The sequence below is a fragment of the Streptomyces sp. 3330 genome (assembly GCF_031456635.1).
In the GTDB taxonomy this organism is placed as follows: Bacteria; Actinomycetota; Actinomycetes; order Streptomycetales; family Streptomycetaceae; genus Streptomyces.
Genome location: NZ_JAVDVA010000005.1, coordinates 392,330 through 414,837, shown reverse-complemented (window position 1 = coordinate 414,837; position 22,508 = coordinate 392,330). Strand labels below are relative to the sequence as shown.

At 71.0% G+C, this 22,508-nt stretch carries 22 protein-coding genes; 6 read left to right on the top strand and 16 right to left on the bottom strand.

Annotated features, from left to right (window positions below):
- Window positions 1-177: 177 nt before the first annotated feature.
- Window positions 178-2,613 carry a transglycosylase domain-containing protein gene (locus tag J2X68_RS12065; protein ID WP_310432457.1) on the bottom strand — a complete coding sequence of 812 codons (2,436 nt, stop codon included), beginning with the start codon at window positions 2,611-2,613 and terminating at the stop codon, window positions 178-180.
- A 280-nt stretch (window positions 2,614-2,893) separates the two neighbouring features.
- On the opposite strand from J2X68_RS12065, the gene J2X68_RS12060 reads away from it, so the two are divergent.
- The 5 genes from J2X68_RS12060 to J2X68_RS12040 all read left to right on the top strand — a co-directional run bounded on the left by J2X68_RS12060 (window position 2,894) and on the right by J2X68_RS12040 (window position 7,861).
- Window positions 2,894-3,850: an SPFH domain-containing protein gene (locus tag J2X68_RS12060; protein ID WP_310432456.1), complete on the top strand. Its 957-nt coding sequence runs from the start codon at window positions 2,894-2,896 to the stop codon at window positions 3,848-3,850.
- Window positions 3,847-4,104 carry a hypothetical protein gene (locus J2X68_RS12055; protein WP_310432455.1) on the top strand — a complete coding sequence of 86 codons (258 nt, stop codon included), beginning with the start codon at window positions 3,847-3,849 and terminating at the stop codon, window positions 4,102-4,104. Before J2X68_RS12060 ends, J2X68_RS12055 begins: the two co-directional genes overlap by 4 nt.
- Before the next feature lie 210 nt (window positions 4,105-4,314).
- Window positions 4,315-4,839: a PadR family transcriptional regulator gene (locus tag J2X68_RS12050; protein WP_310432454.1), complete on the top strand. Its 525-nt coding sequence runs from the start codon at window positions 4,315-4,317 to the stop codon at window positions 4,837-4,839.
- A gap of 59 nt (window positions 4,840-4,898) precedes the next feature.
- Window positions 4,899-5,525, top strand: coding sequence for an ABC transporter ATP-binding protein (locus J2X68_RS12045; protein WP_399039775.1), 627 nt, complete (start codon window positions 4,899-4,901; stop codon window positions 5,523-5,525).
- Window positions 5,522-7,861, top strand: a complete 2,340-nt coding sequence (locus J2X68_RS12040) for an ABC transporter permease (RefSeq protein WP_310432452.1) — start codon at window positions 5,522-5,524, stop codon at window positions 7,859-7,861. Before J2X68_RS12045 ends, J2X68_RS12040 begins: the two co-directional genes overlap by 4 nt.
- 78 nt (window positions 7,862-7,939) lie before the next feature.
- Here J2X68_RS12040 and J2X68_RS12035 read toward each other — a convergent pair whose 3' ends face one another.
- From J2X68_RS12035 to J2X68_RS11995, 9 genes are all read right to left on the bottom strand, one after another.
- A complete protein-coding gene (locus J2X68_RS12035; RefSeq protein WP_310432451.1) occupies window positions 7,940-8,368 on the bottom strand; it encodes a hypothetical protein in 429 nt (142 codons plus the stop codon).
- Window positions 8,369-8,372: 4 nt separating this feature from the next.
- Window positions 8,373-8,777, bottom strand: coding sequence for a roadblock/LC7 domain-containing protein (locus J2X68_RS12030; RefSeq protein WP_310432450.1), 405 nt, complete (start codon window positions 8,775-8,777; stop codon window positions 8,373-8,375).
- A gap of 257 nt (window positions 8,778-9,034) precedes the next feature.
- On the bottom strand, window positions 9,035-9,919 hold the full coding sequence (locus J2X68_RS12025; RefSeq protein WP_310432449.1) for a MarR family transcriptional regulator: 885 nt from the start codon (window positions 9,917-9,919) through the stop codon (window positions 9,035-9,037).
- 189 nt (window positions 9,920-10,108) lie between these two features.
- On the bottom strand, window positions 10,109-11,494 hold the full coding sequence (locus tag J2X68_RS12020) for an AI-2E family transporter (RefSeq protein ID WP_310432448.1): 1,386 nt from the start codon (window positions 11,492-11,494) through the stop codon (window positions 10,109-10,111).
- A 142-nt stretch (window positions 11,495-11,636) separates the two neighbouring features.
- Window positions 11,637-12,365 carry a transglycosylase SLT domain-containing protein gene (locus J2X68_RS12015; RefSeq protein ID WP_310432447.1) on the bottom strand — a complete coding sequence of 243 codons (729 nt, stop codon included), beginning with the start codon at window positions 12,363-12,365 and terminating at the stop codon, window positions 11,637-11,639.
- Between the two features lie 58 nt (window positions 12,366-12,423).
- On the bottom strand, window positions 12,424-13,098 hold the full coding sequence (locus J2X68_RS12010; RefSeq protein ID WP_310432446.1) for a transglycosylase SLT domain-containing protein: 675 nt from the start codon (window positions 13,096-13,098) through the stop codon (window positions 12,424-12,426).
- Window positions 13,099-13,519: 421 nt separating this feature from the next.
- On the bottom strand, window positions 13,520-14,845 hold the full coding sequence (locus tag J2X68_RS12005) for a PhoH family protein (protein ID WP_310432445.1): 1,326 nt from the start codon (window positions 14,843-14,845) through the stop codon (window positions 13,520-13,522).
- A 337-nt stretch (window positions 14,846-15,182) separates the two neighbouring features.
- Window positions 15,183-15,956 (bottom strand): isoprenyl transferase, encoded by a 774-nt coding sequence (locus J2X68_RS12000; protein WP_310432444.1) that lies wholly within the window; start codon window positions 15,954-15,956, stop codon window positions 15,183-15,185.
- Between the two features lie 616 nt (window positions 15,957-16,572).
- Window positions 16,573-17,424, bottom strand: coding sequence for a class I SAM-dependent methyltransferase (locus tag J2X68_RS11995; protein ID WP_310432443.1), 852 nt, complete (start codon window positions 17,422-17,424; stop codon window positions 16,573-16,575).
- Window positions 17,425-17,662: 238 nt separating this feature from the next.
- Here J2X68_RS11995 and J2X68_RS11990 point away from each other — a divergent pair, with 238 nt between their 5' ends.
- Entirely contained in the window at window positions 17,663-18,055 is a 393-nt protein-coding gene (locus J2X68_RS11990; RefSeq protein ID WP_310432442.1) for a DUF192 domain-containing protein, read from the top strand.
- Here the strand turns inward: J2X68_RS11990 and J2X68_RS11985 are convergent.
- The 6 genes from J2X68_RS11985 to J2X68_RS11960 form a co-directional block, all read right to left on the bottom strand.
- Window positions 18,030-18,647 (bottom strand): OmpA family protein, encoded by a 618-nt coding sequence (locus tag J2X68_RS11985; RefSeq protein WP_310432441.1) that lies wholly within the window; start codon window positions 18,645-18,647, stop codon window positions 18,030-18,032. The two genes, J2X68_RS11990 and J2X68_RS11985, sit on opposite strands and share 26 nt — an antisense overlap.
- 8 nt (window positions 18,648-18,655) lie before the next feature.
- Entirely contained in the window at window positions 18,656-19,237 is a 582-nt protein-coding gene (locus tag J2X68_RS11980) for a hypothetical protein (protein WP_310432440.1), read from the bottom strand.
- 34 nt (window positions 19,238-19,271) lie between these two features.
- The gene (locus tag J2X68_RS11975; RefSeq protein WP_310432479.1) at window positions 19,272-19,919 is read right to left on the bottom strand and encodes a pilus assembly protein TadG-related protein; all 648 of its coding nucleotides are present in this window, start codon (window positions 19,917-19,919) and stop codon (window positions 19,272-19,274) included.
- Window positions 19,916-20,152, bottom strand: a complete 237-nt coding sequence (locus tag J2X68_RS11970) for a Flp family type IVb pilin (RefSeq protein WP_310432439.1) — start codon at window positions 20,150-20,152, stop codon at window positions 19,916-19,918. Before J2X68_RS11970 ends, J2X68_RS11975 begins: the two co-directional genes overlap by 4 nt.
- A gap of 120 nt (window positions 20,153-20,272) precedes the next feature.
- Window positions 20,273-21,064, bottom strand: a complete 792-nt coding sequence (locus J2X68_RS11965; RefSeq protein ID WP_310432438.1) for a response regulator transcription factor — start codon at window positions 21,062-21,064, stop codon at window positions 20,273-20,275.
- Window positions 21,064-22,500, bottom strand: coding sequence for a histidine kinase (locus J2X68_RS11960; RefSeq protein ID WP_310432437.1), 1,437 nt, complete (start codon window positions 22,498-22,500; stop codon window positions 21,064-21,066). Before J2X68_RS11960 ends, J2X68_RS11965 begins: the two co-directional genes overlap by 1 nt.
- Between the last annotated feature and the right edge of the window lie 8 nt (window positions 22,501-22,508).

Sequence of the window (22,508 nt, the reverse complement as noted above, 5' to 3'; positions counted from 1 at the left end):
GGGACCCCCCCGGGTGCGCCCGGGCATGGTGGTGGGGTTCTCTTTGACCCGGCGGGGGGGGCCGGCGCACACGGGTGGGGGGGGCGCCGGGAGATCTCCGGGCGCCCCCTCCACATGTGTCCTGCCGCCGGTGGCCGTCACCGGCCACCACCGGTCACCTCGGGCCGTTACTGGCCGTTACTGGCCGAAGAGCGGATCCTCCGGATCCTCCGATCCGGTCGACGGGTCGCCCGTGCTCGGTTCCGTCGACGTGTCGTCCGTCGGCGTGTCCGACGGGGACGAGCTCGGCTTCGACGACGAGGACGGGGACGAACTCGTCGACGGCGACGAGGACGGGGACGAACTCGTCGACGGGGACGAGGAGGGGGACGAGGACGGGGACGGCGACGTGGACGGGGACGGCGACGCGGTCTGGACCGCCGCGCCCTGGTCGGTCTCCAGGTCGAACTTGCTGACCTTGGTCGAGACGCCGAAGGTGTAGGCCGCCCAGATCTGCGCCGGGAAGCCGCCGCCGTTGATACGGCCCGCGTCCGAGGACAGGCCGGTCGTCGCGCCGGTCAGCGGGACCTGGGGGTGGGGCGCCTTCGCGGACTCGCCGAAGAGGCCGACCGAGGTGACCAGGTCGGGCGTGTAACCGGTGAACCAGGCCGACTTGTTGTTGTCGGAGGTACCCGTCTTGCCGGCGACCTTCTGGCCCTTGCGCAGCGGGTTGTCCCGTACGGACTTCTTCGCCGTACCGTCGTCGACCACGCCGGTGAGCACCGAGGTGACCGAGTCGGCGGCCTCGCGGCTGATGACCTGCTCCCCGATGGGGTCGGCGTGCTTGAACGTCGGGTGGGCGCTGTTCTCCGCCGACTTGATGAGCGCCGGGGTGACCTGCTTGCCGTGGTTGTCGAGGGTGGCGTAGACGCCGGCCATCTGCAGGGGGCTCGCGCCCATGGTGCCGAGGGTCTGGGCGGGCACGGCCTTGAGGTCCGCGGTGTCCATGCCGAGGTTGGCCGCGACCTTCAGCACCTCGGACATGCCGACGTCGACGCCCATCTGCGCGAAGACGGAGTTGATGGACTTGTTGAGCGCCGTCTGGACGGTGACGTCGCCGTAGTCCTGGTCGTCCTCGTTCTCCGGGGCGAAGCCGATGTCGCTGCCGACGACCGGGCGCTTGCTCGTGCCGTCGTAGATCGTGTTCGCGGTGATCTCGTCGCCGTCCTGCGTCTTGGCGGCCTCGTCGAAGGCGGCGGCGAGGATGACCGGCTTGAAGGTGGAGGCGGGCTGGTAGTCGGTGCGGGTGGCGTTGTTGGTGTAGTGGTCGGTGTAGCCGGTACCGCCGTACATCGCCTCGACGGCGCCCGTCTTGGGGTTCACCGACACCGCTCCGGCCTGGACGTCGCCGTCGACCGAGCGCTTCTTCTTGTCGAGCTTGCTGGTCAGCTGTTCCTTGACGGCCGTCTCCAGCGCCTTCTGCTTCTTCTTGTCGATGTTGAGCTCGATGTTCCAGCCGCCGCGCCTGACCAGGGCCATGCCCGACTCGTAGTCGTCGGCGATGCCCTGGGCCACCAGCTGCTTGGCCAGTTCGGTGTTGGCCGCGTCGACGAGGTAGCCGATCTGGCCCTCCTTGCCGGGCGCCGCCTTGGGCTCCTTGGGCACCGGGAACGTCATGGCGTCGCGCTTGCTCTTGTCCAGCCAGTCCTGCTCGACCATGTTGTCGAGGACGTAGTTCCAGCGGGCCGTGACCAGCTTCTTGCCGGTGTCGGAGGCGGAGGTCCAGTCGTACTGGCTGGGCGCCTGGAGCAGCGCGGCGAGGTAGGCGCCCTGCTGCACGCTGAGCTTGTCGGCGTCGACGCGGTAGTAGGCCTGGGCGGCCGCCTGGATGCCGTAGGCGCCGCGGCCGTAGTAGCTGGTGTTGATGTACCCGGCCAGGATGTAGTCCTTGTCCTTCTCCCGGTCCAGCTTGAGGGAGATGACCAGTTCCTTCAGCTTGCGCGTGACGGTCTGTTCCTGGGTCAGGTAGTAGTTCTTGACGTACTGCTGGGTGATCGTCGAACCGCCCTGCGCGCCCTTGCCCATGAGGGTGTTGAGGACACCGCGGGCGGTGCCCTTCAGGTCGACGCCGGCGTCGCCGTAGAAGGTCTTGTTCTCGGCGGCGACGAAGGTGTGCTGGACCTCCAGGGGAATCTTCGAGAGGTCGACGTTCTCCCGGTTGACCTCGCCGTCGCGGGCCAGGATCGCGCCGTTGTCGTACTCGTAGACGTTGCTCTGGAGGTCGGCGTCGGGGTTGCCCTCGGGAATCGGGGTGCTGATGTACAGCCAGAGGAAGGCGCCGATGACGGCCACGGTCAGGCCGAGGAAGGTGCCGAGGATCTTCTTCCAGGTGAAGATCCGGCGTATGAGGCTCCTGTCCTTCTTGCCGGCCTTGCCCTTGGCGCCCTTGCCGCCCTTCTTCGCGCCCCGGCGCGCGGCCGCGCGGCCCCCGGTCGCGGGAGCGGTCTCGGGCTCGGCGGTCGCCACGGACTCCGCCCGCACGGGGGTCGGCTGGTCCGTCTCCGTCGAGCGGCCCCTGGGCGCCGCGCGGCGCCCACCGCGCTGTCGAGCTCGTCTCTCGTCCGCTCGTCCCATGAGTCCGCTCGCTCCGCTTCCTACTCGGCAGTCACACCAGTGCCCGGGGGCAGGGGCAGGTCAGCTCAGAAAGCTAACACCGCTGCCTATGACGAAGAGGCCTCGGTCCGGCCCGCACAGGGCGTGAGAATCAGCACCCCTCGCGAGGGAACCGCCCGGACGTCCCCACCGAGTCCGACGTACGAGAGTGGCACAGGGTTGCCATGAGGCGCTAAAGTGATATCACTTAGATAGACCGCTGATTGCTGAATCGGCGGGCGACGAGAAACGGGGACCCACCATGCCCACGCACGACCCCTCGGCCACCGCCGAAGCCGCCGTCGACACCGTCGACGCGCCCGACATGCCCGCCCCGCGCGTGCAGGAGTTCCCCGCGCGCAGCGTGGCCGGCGGACTCGCGCTGCTGCTCGGCCTGGCCGGACTGCTGGCCGGCGCCGGGATGATCGTCTTCGGCGCCCGGACGGATGCGACCGGCCTCAAGGCGGGGCTGATCACCGTCGGCATCCTGGTCGGCGTCGCCGCGTTCCTCGCGATGTGCGGGCTGAACACGGTGTCGCCGGGCGAGGCCCGCGTGGTGCAGCTCTTCGGCCGCTACCGGGGCACCATCCGCGAGGACGGACTGCGCTGGGTGAACCCCTTCACCTCCCGCGAGAAGATCTCCACCCGCGTGCGCAACCACGAGACGGCCGTACTGAAGGTCAACGACGCCTACGGCAACCCGATCGAACTCGCCGCGGTCGTGGTGTGGAACGTCCGGGACACCGCGCAGGCCAGCTTCGAGGTGGACGACTTCCTGGAGTTCGTCGCCACCCAGACCGAGGCGGCCGTCCGGCACATCGCCATCGAGTACCCCTACGACTCGCACGACGAGGACGGCCTCTCGCTGCGCGGCAACGCGGAGGAGATCACCGAGAAGCTGGCCATAGAACTGCACGCGCGCGTGGAGGCGGCCGGAGTGCGGATCATCGAGTCCCGCTTCACCCACCTCGCGTACGCTCCCGAGATCGCCTCGGCGATGCTCCAGCGGCAGCAGGCGGGCGCCGTGGTCGCGGCCCGGCGGGAGATCGTGGACGGAGCCGTGGGCATGGTCGAGGCAGCGCTCCAGCGCATCGCCGAACAGGGCATCGTGGAGCTGGACGAGGAACGGAAGGCGGCGATGGTGTCCAACTTGATGGTGGTGCTGTGCGGGGACCGCGCGCCTCAGCCGGTACTGAACACCGGGACCCTCTACCAGTGAGCGAACCGGCCGAGGGCCCGGCCCCTCAGCGTCGGCCGCAGCAGCGCAAGCAGGTGCTGCTGCGGCTGGATCCGCTGGTCCACGACGCACTGGCCCGCTGGGCATCGGACGAACTGCGGTCGGCTAACGCGCAGATCGAGTTCCTGCTGCGCAAGGCGCTGAAGGAAGCGGGGCGGCTGCCGGGCGAGGCGGGGCCGCTGCCCCGCCGCGGGCGTCCCCCCGGCGGCTCCGCCCCCGGCCCCCCTTCGGCCTGACGGCCCGCCCCGCCCTCGCGGGGCGGTGCGCACACCGCGGCCGAGCCGCCCTCCCGCACGGGCCGGCTGCCGCGCGCCGGCCCCGCACCGGCGCCCCGCCTGTTCCAGAACAGTGACAATCGGCCCTCACCTGCGCACCGCCACTCCCCGCCGTCGCCCGCGCACAGCATGTATACACACCGCGTATACACCGCGTGTACAGTCCTGTCCATGTCCATCGGTCACACCCTCCTGGGACTCCTGGAGTCCGGGCCCCGCCACGGTTACGACCTCAAGCGGGCCTTCGACGAGAAGTTCGGTCACGACCGGCCACTGCACTACGGCCAGGTCTACTCGACGATGTCGCGCCTGCTGAAGAACGGGCTCGTCGAGGTCGACGGCATCGAGGCCGGCGGCGGCCCCGAGCGCAAGCGGTACGCCATCACCGACGCCGGGATCACCGACGTCGAGCAGTGGCTCGCGACGCCCGAGAAGCCCGAGCCGTATCTCCAGTCGACGCTGTACACCAAGGTCGTCCTCGCGCTGCTGACCCGGCGCGACGCGGCCGACATCCTCGACACCCAGCGTGCCGAGCACCTGCGCAGCATGCGCATCCTCACGGACCGCAAGCGCTCCGGCGACTTCGCCGACCAGCTGATCTGTGACCACGCCCTGTTCCACCTCGAGGCCGACCTGCGCTGGCTGGAGCTCGCCGCCGCCCGGCTCGACAAGCTGAAGGCCGCGGTGATCGCGTGAACGCCCCCGGGGGATCCCTGCTCGCCGCCGAGAACCTGCACAAGGCGTACGGGCCGACCATGGCGCTGGCCGGCGCCGAGTTCTCCATCCACCCCGGCGAGGTCGTCGCGGTGATGGGCCCGTCCGGGTCCGGCAAGTCGACGCTGCTGCACTGCCTCGCCGGGATCGTGACGCCCGACTCGGGTTCGATCCTGTACGACGGGCGCGAGCTGGCGACGATGAACGACGCCCGGCGCAGCGAGCTGCGGCGCTCCGAGTTCGGCTTCGTGTTCCAGTTCGGGCAGCTCGTCCCGGAACTGACCTGCGTGGAGAACGTGGCGCTGCCGCTGCGGCTGAACGGCGCCCCGCGCAAGCAGGCCGAACGCACCGCCCTGGGCTGGATGGAACGGCTGGAGGTCGACGACCTCGCCGGGAAGCGGCCCGGTGAGGTGTCCGGCGGACAGGGCCAGCGGGTGGCCGTGGCGCGCTCGCTCGTCACCAGCCCGCGCGTGGTGTTCGCCGACGAGCCGACCGGCGCGCTGGACTCGCTCAACGGCGAACGGGTGATGGAACTGCTCACCGAGGCCGCCCGGTCGGCCAGCACGGCCGTCGTGCTCGTCACGCACGAGGCCCGGGTCGCCGCCTACTCCGACCGCGAGATCGTCGTACGGGACGGCAAGTCGCGGGACATGGAGCGGGTCGTATGAACCTGCGTCAGTGGTCGAGGGACCTCGGCCTGGGGGTCCGGTTCGCCTTCGCGGGCGGCCGGGAGGGCTGGATACGGGCCGTGCTGACCGCGGTCGGCGTGGGGCTCGGCGTGGCGGTCCTGCTGCTGACGACGGCGGTGCCGAACGCCCTCGCGGTGCGGCACGACCGTGAAGAGGCGCGGCTGGACTGGCAGTTCGGCAGCGAGCAGCCGGCCAAGGCCGACGACACCCTGCTCGTCGCGACGGCCGACACGACGTTCCGCGACAAGGACGTACGTGGCCGGCTGGTGGAGCCGGAGGGGGCGCGTGCGCCGCTGCCGCCCGGCCTGAGCCGGTTCCCGGCCGAGGGCGACATGGTGGTCTCGCCCGCCCTGAAGAAGCTGCTCGCCTCCGACGGTTCGGCGCTGCTGCGGGAGCGGATCCCGTACCGCGTCGTCGGGACCATCGGGGAGAGCGGGCTGGTGGGCTCCCAGGAGCTCGCCTACTACTCGGGCGCCACAGGACTCGCCGAGCACGTCGAGAGCTACGGAGCGACCCGGCTGAAGGAGTTCGGGAACCCGAACCCGTCGAAGGAGGAGACCGACCCGGTCCTGCTCCTGCTGATCCTCGTCGTCATCGTGGTGCTGCTGATGCCGGTGGCCGTGTTCATCGCGGCGGCCGTGCGGTTCGGCGGCGAGCGGCGCGACCGCAGGCTCGCGGCCCTCCGGCTGATCGGTTCGGACGGCCGGATGACCCGGCGCATCGCGGCGGGCGAGGCGATGGCCGGGGCGCTGCTGGGCCTGGTCCTCGGCACGGTGTTCTTCCTGATCGGCCGCCAGGTGGCCGGTTCGGTCGAGGTGATGGGCATCAGCGTGTGGCCCAGCTACCTCGACCCCTCCCCGGCGCTGGCCGCGCTGGTGGCCCTCGCGGTGCCCACGGCGGCGGTCCTGGTCACCCTCTTCGCGCTGCGCGGCGTGGTGATCGAGCCGCTGGGCGTGGTGCGCACGGCGAAGCCCGCCCGGCGCCGGCTGTGGTGGCGGCTCCTGCTGCCCCTGGGCGGCTTCGCGATGCTCTACCCGATGGTCGGTCAGGGCCAGGACAGCGGCGACTTCAACCAGTACCTGGTGAGCGGCGGCGTGGTCCTGATCCTCGTCGGCATCACCGCGCTGCTGCCGTGGCTCGTGGAGACGGTCGTCAGCCGGCTCGGCTCGGGCGGCGTGGCCTGGCAACTGGCGGTACGACGGCTTCAGCTGAGCAGCGGCACGGCGGCCAGGATGGTCAACGGCATCGCGGTGGCGGTGGCCGGTGCGATCGCGCTCCAGATGCTGTTCGCCGGTGTGGACGGCGCCTACACCAAGCCCACCGGCAAGGACCTCACCCGGGCGCAGATGCAGGTCCAGGTGCCGGACGGCGCCCCGCTGGCCGCGACCGCCCGGAAGTTCGCCGACACCAAGGCCGTCCGCAAGGTCACGGCCCTGTGGGAGGGCTACCTGGGCTCCTCCTCCTGGAACGACGAGAACGGCCCGGAGCTCTCCGCCCAGCTGACCGTGGGCGACTGCCCGGCCCTGCGCGAGGTGGCGAAGCTGCCCTCGTGCAAGGACGGCGACCTGTTCGTCCTCGACGGCGACGAGTACTCCGCCGACGGGCCCGAGCTGAACAAGCCCGGCAGGAAGCTGTACGTCGAGCCCTCCTCCTCCGGCGGCAGCGAGGAGGTCGTGTGGACCGTCCCCGCGGGCATCATCGAGGCGCGGTCGGTCAAGGGCCTCACCGACTGGGAACGCGGCGGCTTCCTGATGACGCCGAGCGCGCTGCCCGCGGCGGCCGAGAAGATGGTCAGCGGCGAGATCTACCTCTCGATCGACGAGTCCGTGCCCGACGCCTACGAGTACGCCCGCAACACGGCGTACCGGGTGGATCCGCTGGCCGGCCCGATGACCTGGGCGTCCACGCGGCAGGACACGAAGTTCACCACCATCCGCACCGGTCTGCTCGTCGGTTCCGCCTGCGTGCTGCTGCTGATCGGGGCGAGCCTGCTGGTCTCCCAGCTGGAGCAGTTGCGCGAGCGCCGCAAGCTGCTGTCCTCCCTGGTCGCCTTCGGCACCCGGCGGCGCACGCTGGGCCTGTCGGTGCTGTGGCAGACGGCGATCCCGATCGCGCTGGGTCTGGTGCTGGCCCTGGCGGTGGGGCTGACGCTGGGCGCGGTCCTGCTGAAGATGGCGGACACGCCGGTGAGCGTCGACTGGGGAAGCGTGCTGTCGATGACCGGCATCGGGGCGGTCGTCGTCCTGCTGGTGACGTTGCTGAGCCTGCCCCCGCTGCTCAGACTGCTGCGGCCGGACGGCCTGCGCACCGAGTGAGCGCGGCGGCCACGCGGTGAACGCGGCCACGCGGTGAACGGACGGTCCCTCCCCGGGCGGGGAGGGACCGTCGCGCGTTCAGAGCTGGTACTCCCGCACCACCCTGCGCACCTGGGCGAACAGCATGCCGACGTTGACGGACTTGCGGCAGACCACCACCGCGACGACGTCCTGCTGCTCCGTCATCCGCACGAACAGGTGAGTGAGGTTCTCACTGTTGACGAGGATCTCCTGGAAGAAGTGGTTGTCGCTCTGGATCCCGCGCCGCTCCTTGAAGACGTCCTCGATCATCACGACCGTCCGGCCCTGGAACAGGTCGAGCGTGGCGCCCGCCAGCAGGTCCAGGACCTCGGGCGGATGGTTGTCGACGGTCTCGTAGGAGAGCAGCATGCCGGTGGCCATGTCGACGACGCCGGAGGCGACGCAGTCGGGGGCATCCGTGCGCAATGACTTGACCAGGCCCATCACCTGGTCGGAGAAACCTGGGGTCATACGTTTCGTCGCCATCCCTTCAGACTCCTTCAGCGGTCTTCACGGTCGTCCCGGCCCGGTCGGTCAGGATCAGATCGATGCGGCGCAGGGCGGGTTGGGTCGCCCGGTGCAGGCGTTCCACGTCCATGCCCTCGTCGCCGAGGACGACCATCAGCGCGGTGTCGCCGACCGCGTAGAACGCGGCGCAGCCGTGGCTGCCGTAGGCCACCGTGCGGTGCAGGGCGCCGCGGGCGGTGGCCTCCGCGGTGCGGCGGGCGAGGCCGAGGCCCGCCGCGGCGAGGGCGGCGAGGCCCTCCGGGTCGATGGAGTCGGCGGTGTCGGCGGCTATGAGCAGCCCGTCCGCCGCCGCCAGCGCCGTGTCGGTGATACCGGCCACCTGCTCCCGCAGGCCGCGCATCTCCCGCGCGAGGGCTGTGTGGTCCATGTGTGCAACTCCCTTGATCCTGATCGCATATGACCGTCTTTTTCCTGGGGTCCTGCGGGAGTCGACGTGGGGTGCGTTTCTCCGCGGGGTCCCTCTGCCGGGGTTTCCTGGTGCGGTTTCCTGCCGCGGTTTCCTGCCGCGGTTCTCCTGCCGGACTTTCCCGCCGCGGCTTCCGCCGGCCCTGTGGCGGGCGTTCCGCCGAATACCGCAGGCGGATCCTTCTGCGGTGGGTTCTGCCGGTCTCCCGCGCGGGGCTGTCATTTCGTCGTCGGGTTCCGCAGGCGGAAGAACTCCTTCCAGCCGGTGCCGTTCCGTTCCGTGGTGAGGGCTTCGTTGATGCCGCTGGCGCCGGGGCGGCGGCGCGGCAGGGCGGTCGCCTCCGGCACCGGCGGCTGCCGCGGCGGGGCCGGTTCGCGGGGGCGTACACCGTGTCCGTCGGGCGGCAGCCGGACCGGGATCGGCCGGGGCGCGTCCACGCACTCCAGCAGCCCCTCGCCCAGCATCCGGGCCACCTCGACGGTGACGGTGTACACCCCGCGCCCGGTGCGGAAGGCGAGGTCCCGGGAAGTGCACCGGCCGTCGGCGTGGGTGAGCAGTTCGCGCTGGAGCACACCGAGCCGGCCGGCCGCGTAGGACAGGGAGGCGGGCACGGGACGCTCCCGGTCCGGGCGCACGGGGTACGGCTGCTCCAGAAGCGCGCCGAGCTTGCGGGACGCCACCTGCAGCAACCGGGTGGGCGGTTCGCCCACGGCGACCGGGGCGGGCGGCGGCCCGGTCGCCGGGCCGCGTTCGCAGCCGTCGACGCTGCCCGCGACGACCGCGAACACCGCGTCCTGGAGGGCCATCGCGCAGACCACCCGGAGCTGGGCGGCCCCCGCGTAGCCGTGGGCGATCAGCCCGGCGGCCGGCCAGCGCGCGCCGCCCGCCTCGCGCACCAGCCCGGCCCACTCCTCGCCGCCGATGCGGCCGGAGCGCAGCAGCAGCGCCTCGGGGGCGGGCGCGCCCGGGGACTCGACCGCGACGACCAGCCCGCCGTGCAGATGGAAGGTGCCGCCGGGCGAGCCGAGGGCGCGCAGTTCCCCGGTGAAACCGTCCCGGCAGCACGCGGCGAGGTCGCGTGCCAGCAGCTCGTAGCCCGACATCACTCCCCTTGGACCTCTCGCACATACGCCTGACGCGTAGCGCTGAGGAGGGAAGGTGTATCAGCCCGTTCGCAGGGTCCAGCGAGGGATTTCCGAGCTGCCCTCAGCTGACGGAAGTTGCTCCGTCGGGGGACTCAATTCGCTGTGTTCGGCGTCCATTTGATCGGTTGGAAGACCATGGACGTTCCCTCACGGAGTCCGGTCGGCGGGCGGCTCGGGCGCCGCGGGGGGTTGCTCGGGGGCCGCCGCCGGGGAGGTGGCCGGGGCCGCCACCGGCGCCACGCCCACCGCTGTCGCGCCCCTCGGCCGCGGCGCGTGCCGCAGCGCCTGTTCGCGGGAGTAGGTGTGCAGGTAGCCCACCACCGTGTTGGTCACGGCCACCAGGGGCACCGCCACGATGGCGCCGCCGATGCCCGCCACCATGCCGCCCGCGGCCACCGACAGGACCACCGCCAGCGGGTGGACGCGGACCGCGCGGCCGAGGATGAACGGCTGGAGGATGTGACCCTCGATCTGCTGCACGGCCAGCACGACCGCCAGGGTCATCACCGCGGTGAACACGCCCTGCGTGACCAGCGCGACCACGACCGCGAGCGCGCCGGAGGCGACCGCGCCGACGAGCGGGATGAACGAGAACAGGAAGATGAAGACGGCCAGCGGGACGGCCATCGGCACATCCAGGAAGTAGATGCCGAGGCCGATGAAGATCGCGTCGATCAGCGCGACGATCACCGTGCCGCGCACATACGCCGTGAGCGTCGCCCAGGCCCGCGGGCCCGCGCCCGCCACGCCCGGCCGGGCGGCGGTCGGCACCAGCTTGAGCGTCCACTCCCAGATGCGCTTGCCGTCGTACAGCAGGAAGAGCGTCGAGAAGAACGCCAGGAGGATGCCGGTCAGCGCCTCGACGACGACGGTGACGCCCTCCAGGCCCGCCGAGGTGATCGAGTCCGTGTTGTCGCCGATGGCGTCCCGCAGGTTCTTGGCGATGCCGTTGATCTGCTTGTCGGTGACGTGGAAGGGGCTGTTGAGCAGCCAGCGGCGCAGGTCGTCGATGCCGTCCTGGACCTGGTCGGAGAGGTTGTCGATGTTCGCCATGACCTGCCAGGTCACGAACCAGCCCATCAGCCCGATGACGACGAACCCGAGGATCGCCGTCAGCGCGGTGGCCGCTCCGCCGGGCACTCCGGCCCGCTTCAGCCGGGCCACGGTGGGCTGGAGGAGCGCGGTCAGGAGCAGCGCGACCACGAAGGACATGACGACCAGCTGGATCGCGCTGATGGCCTTCATCAGCACCCAGACGGTCCCGGCGAGCACCAGCAGCCGCCAGCCCGCCTCGGCGGCGACCCGGACGCCCCACGGCACGGCCTGGGCGGGGTCGGGGCGCGGGGCGGAGGGCACGAGCTCCTCCGGGTAGGCCTCGGCGGCCGGAGCGGCGGTGTCGGGCGGCGTCGGCTCGGGCTCGGCGGCGGCCTCCCGCCTCTCCCGCTCGACCTCGGCGCGCCGTTCGTCGAGCCGCTCACCCATCTCGCTCAGTCCGGCGCCGAGCCGGCCGAGCCATCCTGGAACTCTCGACATGATCCGTCCTCTTCCCCCGTCTTCCCCCACCACTCCCCCTGGAGTCGTCGGCCCCGGCCGTACCGACCGTACAGGGCGAAAGCCCCTCCCCCTAGGACGGGGAGGGGCTGCGCGGGGTTGAGCGGAGGACGGCGGCTACGGCTCAGTAGGAACCGTTGGCCAGCCAGTAGTCCCAGGCGTCGCAGGGACTGCCGTAGCGCTCGTTCATGTAGTTCAGGCCCCACTTGATCTGGGTGGCCGGATTGGTCCGCCAGTCGGCGCCCGCGGACGACATCTTCGAGCCGGGGTAGGCCTGGACGAGACCGTAGGCGCCCGACGAGGGGTTGACCGCCTGGTAGTTCCAGGTGGACTCGTGGTCCACGATGTTGCTGAAGCACTGGAACTGGCCGCTGGGCACCATCTGGCGGGCGATGGCCTGGACCTCCGCGACGGTGTACGACGCCTGCTGCGGGAAGCTGCCCGCCGACGCGGTCGAGGCGACCTCGGTGGTGGCTGCCTCGGTCTTCGCGGCGGCCTTCTCCTCGGCCTCCCGGGCGGCCTTCGCCTTCGCCTCCGCCTCCGCCACGGCGGCCTTCTGCTTGGCCACCGCGGCCTTGGCCGCCTGCTTACGGGCGGATTCCTCCGCCGTCTTCTTGGCGGTGGTGTCCGCGGCGATGGCCTGGAGGCCGGCCTGCTGGGTCAGCGAGGCCGTCTGCACCTGGGCCTGCCGGCCTGCCGGTAAGTCCGCGAGGAGGGTCGACTCGCCCGCCGTCGCCTCGGAGTCGTCGTGGGGCTGGGCCACGCTGCCCTGGGCGACTCCCATGACAGCGCCCACAGTGGTGACCGCCGTGGCCGAGGCCACGGCGAATCCCCGGGCCGATATTCGGCTCACGCGGTTTCCTTCTGTTGTGCGGTCGGATGGAGAACTGCACGACCAGGGCCGCATGGGCTCAGTACCAGTGGTTGGCCTGCCAGAACGACCAGGCCTCACACGGGCTGCCGTACCGGCTGTCCATGTAGTTCAGGCCCCACTTGATCTGGGTGGCCGGGTTGGTCTGCCAGTCGGAGCCGGCCGACGCGTACTTGCCGGCGGGCAGGGCCTGGAAGAGTCCGTAGGCGCCGGAGGAGGCGTTCACGGCGTGGTAGTTCCAGCTGGACTCGTGGTCCACGATGTTGCTGAAGCACTGGAACTGGCCGCTGGGCACCATCTGCGCCGCCATCGCCTGGATCTGCGCGACGCTGTAGGAGCTCTGGATCGGGAAGTCCCCGGCGCTGCGGCTGGCCTTGGCCTTCGCCTCCGCGCGCTCCTTGGCTGCCTTCTCGGCGGCCTCCTTCTTCGCGATCGCCGACTTGGCCGCGGCCTTGCGGGCCGTCTCCTCGGCATCCTTCTTCGCGCCCTCGTCCGCGGCGATGGCCTGTACGTTGGCCTGCTGCGTCAGGGACGCCGTCTGCACCTGGGCCTGCTGGCCCACGGGAATGTCAGCGAGGAGCGTCGCGTCGCTGGCCGTCGCTTCAGCGTCGTTGGGCTGCGCGACGCTGCCCGAGGCAACGCCGACGACGCTTCCGACAGCGGTGACCGCCGTGGCCGAGGCCACTGCGAATCCCCGGACCGAGATCCGGCTCACACGGTTTTCCTTCCAGCATCGCCCGCTTCGGTGACCCTGGCGGACGCAATCGTGCCCTTGACGCTGGTCTCCGAACTGCGGGGTCACAGGAGACACGGACCCGGTGGGCAACTCCCGGCGAGGGAGCACCACATGGTGCACGGGCGGCATGCGACGGTCGGTATGGAGTTGACGGTGATGCTCAGGTGGTGCGGTACCGCTGGGGGCACAGGTGTGTCGCATGCGGGGCCTGACAGGACTGAGACTTTGCCGTAACCCGACGGCGCAAGGCAATTCCGAGTTGCGTGTGAAAGCTCACACCTGTGGGGACCCCGGGGATTTCGCGAAACCCCCACATACGTCGGCGCCGCCCGACTAGGCTCACAGCCTTTGTCGGACGGCGCCAACTACCGCTTGTTCTCCGTCAATCGGGGCGGGTCATTCAGATCTGCCCATCCTCCAGCATTTCGGTCACAAGTGCTGCGATCTGGGACCTCTCGGACCTGTTCAGCGTGACGTGCGCGAAGAGCGGATGCCCCTTCAGTTTCTCGACGACGGCGACCACGCCGTCATAACGCCCGACTCGCAGATTGTCCCTTTGCGCCACATCGTGGGTCAGAACGACCCGGGAATTCGCGCCGATACGGGACAGAACGGTGAGCAGCACATTCCGTTCCAGTGACTGAGCCTCGTCGACGATCACGAAGGCGTCGTGGAGGGAACGGCCCCGGATGTGGGTCAGGGGCAGGACCTCCAGCATCCCTCGCGCGGTGACCTCCTCGATGACCTCGCGGCTGGTGACCGCGGACAGCGTGTCGAAGACCGCCTGCGCCCAGGGGCCCATCTTGTCGGCCTCGGAACCGGGCAGATAGCCCAGCTCCTGTCCGCCCACCGCGTACAGCGGCCGGAAGACCATCACCTTCTGGTGCTGGCGGCGCTCCAGGACCGCCTCCAGACCCGCGCAGAGCGCGAGCGCGGACTTGCCGGTGCCGGCCCGGCCGCCCATGGACAGGATCCCGACGTCCGGGTCGAGCAGCAGATCGAGCGCGATGCGCTGCTCGGCGCTGCGGCCCTTGATGCCGAAGGCCTCACGGTCGCCGCGGACCAGCCGGACGTTGCCGTCGGCGGTGACCCGGCCCAGGGCCTTGCCGCGCTCCGACTGGATGGTCAGACCGGTGTGCACGGGAAGGTCGGCGACCTCGGGCACGTGGATGTGCCCCTCCTCGAAGAGGATGTCCACCTGCTCGCCGGCCAGGGTCACTTCGGACATTCCGGTCCAGCCGGAGGAGCCCGTGATGGCGAGCTCGGCGCGGTACTCCTCCGCGAGGAGGCCGACCGACGACGCCTTGATCCTGAGCGGGAGGTCCTTCGACACGACCGTGACGTCGAAACCCTCGGCCTGGAGGTTGCGGGCGACCGCGAGGATGCGGGAGTCGTTGTCACCCAGGCGGTACCCGGAGGGCAGCACGCTGGGGTCCGAGTGGTTGAGCTCGACACGGACGGTGCCGCCGAGTTCCCCGATCGGGATGGGGGCGTCGAGGCGACCGAACTTCACCCGGTAGTCGTCCAGCAGGCGCAGCGCCTGCCGGGCGAAGTAGCCGAGCTCCGGATGGTGCCGCTTGGCCTCCAGTTCCGTGACCACGACGATGGGGAGCACCACTTCGTGCTCGTCGAAGCGGGTCAGGGCGTTCGGGTCGGCCAGCAGGACGCTGGTGTCGAGAACATAGGTGCGCCGGTCTGGCATACGGCGCTTTGTGCTGGTCACCACGGAAGGACGTACCCCCTCGGATGAGGTCGGGGAGCGACGGAGTGGAGCTGGACCGGTCGGCGGCCGCTTCGCACGGGCCGAGAACCGGCCCCCCGCTGCTTCTTCCGTGCCGTGACCGCACGGTCGGGCTGGTGCAAAAGGGCCTCCCGGGCGGACGGCCCCGTGCCGCCCGCTGAGATCCGACACCCGTGGTTCGGGCGTCGACCTGCTTGGCTTATGCCCTCGAAAATGCGCCGCCATGCCACGGCATATGACGGCGCGCCGGTGAACTCCTCGTTACTTCCGCCCCGAACGGGGTATTCGGGACGCCCTCGGAGGGCGTCCGCCGCCTCGTGCCTCAGCCGCCGTAACGGCGGTGCCGGGCCGCGTAGTCGCGCAGGGCCCGCAGGAAGTCGACCTTGCGGAAGGCCGGCCAGAAGACCTCGCAGAAGTAGTACTCCGCATGGGCCGTCTGCCACAGCATGAATCCGGACAACCGCTGCTCGCCGCTGGTACGGATCACCAGATCGGGGTCGGGCTGGGCGCCGGTGTAGAGGTGGCGGCCGATCAGGTCGACGCTGACGGAGTCGGCGAGCTCCTCCATCGAGGTGCCGCGGTCCGCCGCGTCCACGATCATCGAGCGCACGGCGTCGGCGATCTCCTGGCGGCCGCCGTAGCCGATGGCGACGTTGACCAGTATGCCGTCGACGTGGGAGGTGGACTCCTCGGCGACCTTCAGCGCGGTCTGCACGTGCGAGGGGAGGATGTCCGGGGTGCCGACGTGGTGGACGCGCCAGCGGCCGTCGGCGGCGAGGGTGCGGACGACGTCCTCGATGATGCCGAGGAGCGGGACCAGTTCGTCGTCGGGGCGGTCCAGGTTGTCCGTCGACAGCAGCCAGAGGGTGACGACCTCGACGTCCGTCTCGGTGCACCAGCCGAGGAACTCCTCGATCTTCTCCGCGCCGGCGCGGTGACCGTGCACGGTGGTGGAGCCCGCGGCCTTCGCCCAGCGCCGGTTGCCGTCCATGATGACGCCGATGTGCTTCGGCACCTGAGCGTGGTCCAGGTGACCTTCCACCCGGCGTGCGTACAGCCTGACCAGAAGGCCGCGCAGCTTGTCGCGCAGGTTCACGTGATTGTCAGCCCCTCCGTACGGTGCGGTCCCCGCGGGGCGCAGCCTACCCCTTGGGACCCGGGCCGTTGACGGGGGTGCGAGGCGCGGCCCCCGCCCGGGCGACTGTGCCGGGGCAAAAAAACGGGCCGGTCCGTGAGGGGGAGACGGACCGGCCCGAGGGGGGGTTTCCACCATAACCCTTCGTAAGTGATGCTGCGTGCATCGGCGCGCCACAACTACTCTCCGGAGTCGCCCGGCGACGCGCCGGTGGTCTCGGAAGGCACTGTTCATGGGTGGCGCATGGCCGAAACACAACGGATTCCCAGGGGAATGGGCCTGAGCACCAGGGGAAGCAGAGGTTGTGGAGCATCCTGAGGCTCCGTCGCGCACGCGCCCGTCCGTCCCTCCGACGGGCTAACCCGGGCCGGAACGCCCGCTTGACGCGGGCGTCACCGCGCAACCCCCTCCGCTGCGCGGTGACGTCCACGCAGCTTTGCTCACGCGAATTACCCGAAGGAGAACTTACGTGAGGTCGGCAGGGGATATGAACCGGAGGCGATAACGATGTGGAAACTCTGTGGGTCGGAAACCGGGGGTGCGGGCAGGCGGAGGGCGGTTCCCGGCCGTCCCGCGCCTACGGGCGGCGGGCCTCGAAGAGATGACGGGTGCTGTGGGCCACGAAGGGGCCGTCGGCCTCGATCCGCTCGTGCAGGGCGCGGAGTTGGGGCCGGTAGGCCTCCACCGTGAAGCCCGGGACCATCCACACGACCTTGCGCAGGAAGTGGACCACTGCGGCGATGTCGTGGAACTCGACGCGCAGCCGCTCCGTCCGCAGGCCGACGACCTCCAGCCCCGCCGCCTCCGCCCCGGCGCGCTCGCGCTCGGGATGCCGGGCGCCGCTCACCTCCGCCGGCTGCGGCCCGAGGAAGTGCTCGACGAGCTCGAAGACGCTGCGCGGGCCGACGTGCTGGGCGAAATAGGTGCCGCCGGGCCGGAGCACGCGGGCGATCTCGTCCCACAGGGGCCGCACCGGATGCCTGCTGGCGACCAGGTCGAAGGCGGCGTCCGCGAAGGGCAGCGGGGCGTCCTCCGGGGACGCGACGACCGCGATGCCGCGGGGGCGCAGCAGGGCGGTGGCCTTGGCCACGTTCGCCGGCCAGCCCTCGGTCGCCACGGTCAGCACGGGGGCCTTGGGAGCCGCCCGGCCGAGCGCGAAGTCCAGCACCTCCCCTCCCCCGGTCTGCACGTCGAGCGCGGCGCCGGCGCCCGCCAGCCGTCCGGCCAGCGACATCGCGTACCCCCAGGAGGGCCGCTCCTCGGTGGCCCGTCCCTCGAACCAGGAGAAGTCCCACCCCTCGGTGGGGACGGCGGCCCCTTCGGCGAGGAGCGCCTCGAAGGCGGAGTCCGCCTGGTCGCCGCCGCCACCGGTGTCGCCTGTGTCGCGGGGGTCGCGGGGGTCGCGGGGGTCCCGGTTCTTGTGGTCCATACGGGGATGGTGGCAGAGGGCTCGCGGGGGTGCCGCCGATTTACGGCGGTCCGTCGGTCGCGGTCCGGCCCCTCGATGTAACCGATGTACTCGATGTACCCGATGTGCCTGTCGGGGGACGTCGGCGTCATCGGGACGGTCCTCCGCACACGACGGTCCCCTCCGGGTGTCCCGGCTCGCTACGGTGCGAAGGATCCGGGGGACCGGGGAGCAGCGACACGACCGAGGGGAGACGGGGATGGCGCGCTGGCGGGACGGCCGGGGAGAACTCGTGGTGTGCGTCGGGGACGGCGCGGACGGGGGCGGCTTCCGGGTGCCCCTGGAGATCGCCGCCTCCTACCGGGCCCGGACCCGGGGCCTGCTCGGGCGGGACGCGGTGGACGGGGCGATGCTGCTGTCACCCGCCGGCAGCGTGCACACCTTTCGCATGCGCATGCCGATCGACGTCGCCTATCTGGACCGGCGGCTGCGGGTCATCGCCGTACGCACCATGCCGCCGGGGCGGCTGGGCCTGCCCCGGCCGCGGTCCCGGCACGTCCTGGAGGCGGCGGCCGGGGCGATGGCGGGCTGGGGGTTGCGGGTGGGGGTGCGGGTGGAGGTGAAGGTCAGCCCGCCGTACGCGGGAACGTGACCTCCACCCGGCGGTTCTTCTTGCGGCCGGCCTCGGTGGAGTTGTCGGAGATGGGGTACTGCTCGCCGTAGCCGCGGACCTCGAAGGTGATGTCCGGGTCGTTCAGATCACCCGCGAGTTCCGCCTGGACGGCGTCCGCCCGCTGCTTCGACAGGACGTCGCCGTGGGCGGAGGAGCCCAGGTTGTCCGTGAAGCCGAAGACCCGGACCACGGTGGGGTTGTTCTGCTTCTTGATCTCCGCGGCGATGGTGGCGATGCGGGCCTGGGCCGCCGCGCCGAGCTTCGCGCTGTCCTTGCCGAAGAGCACCTCGGCCTGGAGCGCGAACGTCACGTCGGCGTTGGTGTCCTCCCGGCGTTCGTCACCCGACTCGTCCTCGACCACCTGCTTGATGTCGAGCACCTTGGGCTCGGCGAGGGTGCCGCCCTCGGGGAGCTTGAGGTCGGGGTCGTTGGGATCGACCTCCACGGGCGCGGTGGCGGTGGGCTCGGTGCCGGGGGGAACACTGGGGGTGGTGTCCGCTTCGGCGGCGGGCACCGTGCCGATCATCACGAGGGTGGCCGCGGCCACCACCAGAGTGAGACGTGGGGTCATGATCGGCCTCACCCGGAGATCTTGATGACCCCGCTGGGGAACAGCGGGAGTTGGAAGGAGACGTCCGTCGAGCTCGCGGGGGGCGCGGGGAACTGGAGGAAGACGTCGATGGACTCCCCGGCCTTGAGCGTCGAGAAGCCGGTCGTCGTCAGGGGGCGGCCTTCGGTGTCGCGGAGGACGTAGTAGCGCTTCTTGCTCTGGGAGTCGACGAGGGTCGCGCCGCCGAGCGACCTTCCGTTGTTCATGATCTCGGTCTCGTTGCCGCTCAGTGCGGACGGGATCGTGACCAGCGTGCCGCTGTCGTTCTTCAAAGCGCCGTTCACGGTCACGAATCCGCCGGAGTCACGCACGGCCGAGGTGATCTGTAGCAGGAGCCCGCTGGGGCCCTTCAGTTCGGCCAACGGCTCGTCGGACTGCCCCTCCTGCGGATTCGGCTGTGTTCCGCCGGACTTGGTGGAAGATGCCGAGGACTGCGGCTTCTTGTCGTCGTCGCCCCCGCCGCCGCAGGCGGCCGAACCGACGGCCAGCCCGGCCACGACCGCGAGCGCGACCATCCCCCTGCGGGCTTTCGCGGTGAACCGCATGCTCATCACTCCGCTTCTTTCTGCACTCGTCGATCGCATGTCAGTCGGTGGCCAGGTGGACGGCGAAGAGATCCTCGGGTCCGGGCAGATCGGTGAGATCGTCCGGGTCCAGCTCCCAGTCCCTGTCGTCACAGGTGAGCGTCGGCAGCGCGTCGTTCTCGGCGTCCTCGCCCGGCGGTTCAGCCGACGGCTCACCGGAGGGTTCGCCCGACGGCTCGACCGGTGGCTCGAACGTGCACAAGGAGTCGATCACGGCCGTGGCGAAGGCGTGCGCCCTCGTGGTGCTCGTCACGGGAATCACGGAGTCACCCGCCGACTTGTTCGCCTGGACCTTCACCGTGGTCCGCAGTCCGTCCTGACAGGCGTCCACACTGGCGTCGTTCTGCGCCGCGAGCTCATAGGCGCGCCAGCACGCGGGAGCCAATGCCACGTCTCCCTCGAAGATGTCGTCCCACTGCGCGGGATCGAGGACGGCGTCGAGCCACTTGTCCGCGAGCTGGTCCCTCGTCTCCTGAGCCGCCGCCAGCGCCGCCGCGTCCGCGGCCGTCTGCGCGCCGTTGCGGTTCACCGCGGCCTGCCCGACCGCGAAGTACGCGAACGCGAGAAAGAGCAGGCCCGCCACCACCACGAGGTAGATGGGGAAGACCTGCCCTGCGTCGCCGTGCGCGCGCCTGCGGACTCGTGTCAGGGAGCCACCTTGCCGATCTGGGTCGTGAGCTTGTCGACGATCGTCTGGCCCAGGTTCGTGTTGGCGATCAGGACCACGATCGCCACCACCACCGCGATGATGCCCAGGTACTCGACGGCGGTCTGCCCCTTGTCGTTGTCGGCGCGGCGCCGCACGGCCCGGACCGTCGTGTTCGTCCAGCCGCTCACCCGGACCTTGGCCGCGACGGCGGTCTTCAGCAGCAGGTCGCTCATGGCGTTCCTCTCCGTTGGTGGCGTGACCGGCAACGTAAGACCGTGCGTCCACCGCGGAGAAGGGCCCCTGGGCCCAATCCCGGGCCCAGTCGGGGGGCGGAGGTGAGGTCCGGCGGGTTCTCATGAGGTCACCGCCGTGCCCAGCCACTTGGCCGCCGCCTCGGAGCGGCTGCTGCTGTGCAGCTTGGCGAAGATGCGGTTGATGTGGTTCTTGACCGTCTTCTCGCTGATGAAGCAGGTGGCGGCGATCTGCTGGTTGTTCATGCCCGACGCGATGAGGTCCATGATCTCCGCCTCCCTCGCGCTGAGTCGGAACCTCGCCCTGACTACCGGGAAAGACTGTCTCACGGTTGGTTGCAACTGCGAAAGCGCTTCCGTAGAAGTCGCTGAAAATGGGGGAGATGGATCCGTTTTGACGTGTGCAGTCGCATCGCTCCGCAGATGTGCCAGGACCGCTGTCGCCGCCGTCGGAGTGAAGTGGGCCCGGCCCCGGGTGACGTCCCGCACCGCCGCGACCAGCTCCTCCACGGTGAACTCCCCGTGGACGAGATAGCCCCCGGCCCCGCCGCGCAGGGCCTCCCGGACGATCTCGGCCTCATGGCTGTACGTCAGCATCACGACCCGGGTGATCCGCGCCAGGTGCGGAAGCGCGGACAGGCCGTCCACGCCGGGCATGCGGACGTCCAGCAGGACGACGTCGGGGCGGTGCAGGCGGGCCGCCTCGCAGGCCTCGCGGCCGTCCGCCGCCTGCGCGACGACCGTGATGTCCTCCCGGCCGGAGAGCAGGGCGGTCAGCCCCGCGCGGACCACCGGGTTGTCGTCGGCCACGACCACGCGCACGGGGCAGGGGCTCGGCGGTGGCGGGAAGAGCGGCTGCTCGGCGGCGGGACTGTGCGGCGGTCGGTCCGGCATCAGACGACCTCCTCCGTGAGCGCGGCCAGCGGGAGCTCCAGGCGCACCTCGGTGCCCCGGGAGCCGTGGCCGTGGCCGATGCGGATGCGGGCGCCGACGGAGGCGGCCCGCTCGGTCATGCCGACCAGGCCGAAGTGGCCGGTGCGGCGCAGTTGTTCGAGCGTGGCGCCGGGCGGGAGGCCGCGGCCGTCGTCGCGGACGCTCAGGGTGAGCAGCTCGTCGTGCACGGCCGCGCGCACCTCGACATGGGTCGGGGCCGCGTGGCGGTGGGCGTTCTCCATGGCCTCCGAGGTGATCGTGAGGAGCTGCCGGGCCACCGCGGGCGGGACGGGGAGCGTCGTGCGGTCGCCGGACGAGTGGTAGCTGACCGGCAGGCCCGTCCGGTCCCCGAACACATCCGTGCGGGCGGCCAGTTCGGGCAGGAGGTCGACGTCCTGCCCCGGGCCGGACTCCCGGCGCAGGTCGGTGAGGAGCTCGCGGGACTCGGCGGCGGCGCGGCGCGCGGCGCGGGCGACCAGTTCGGCGTGCTGCCGCACGATGACCGGGTCCATGCCCGGTGTGCAGGCCGAATGGGCCAGCGCGTCCGCGGCGAGCGCCACCCCGTGGAGCGTCTTGGCCACCGAGTCGTGCATCTCCCGGGCCAGCCGGGCGCGTTCGGCGGCGACCGCCTCGGTGCCGGCCAGGCGGGCCTTGACCTCGGTCAGGGCCTGGTTGGCGGCGCCGAAGCGGAGCATCAGGTGGCGCAGCGACGAGCCCATCGCGCCGGTGATGACGCACAGGCCCGGCAGCAGCAGCCGCTCGGCGAGGCTCACGCCGGGCTCGCGCACGAGGGTCGCGTGGACCAGCAGCAGGATCAGCGACTGGAGGGACGCGAAACAGGCGGCGCCCCGCCAGCCGTAGACGATGCCGGCCAGCAGCGGGGTGCAGACGCTGACGTAGGCGAGCGTGGTGTCCGGGCCCGCCGAGATCAGCAGCAGAGTGCCGAACAGGGTGTCCACGGCGAGCAGCGAGGGGTGGCGCAGGAGGAGGGGGCCGAACCGCTCCCAGTCGCGGAAGAGGACGTAGGACCCCATGAAGGTGACGACCACGGCCGCGCCCACCAGGCGGGTGCCCAGGCCCGGGGCGGCGTTGAGGAGGGCCGCGGGGGTGGCGACGGCGATCATGGCCAGGCGGAACCCGAACACCTGCCGGCACATCGCCTGGAGCGCGTTGACCTGAAGGCGGACGTCCTCGTGTATCGAGCCCCCGGTCGTGCTCGCGGCCGGGACCACGGACCTCCTCGCGGCCGGGAGACGGGCCTTCCTGCCGGCCTTCTTCCCGGCCCGGAGCCCGGTCTCCTCCCCGGCCGTCACCTCGGTCTTCTTCCCGGCCGAGACCCCCGCCGTCACCTCGGTCGTCCTCGCGGTCGTCGCCCCGGTCGTCGTCATGGCCGTCATCCCGTCCG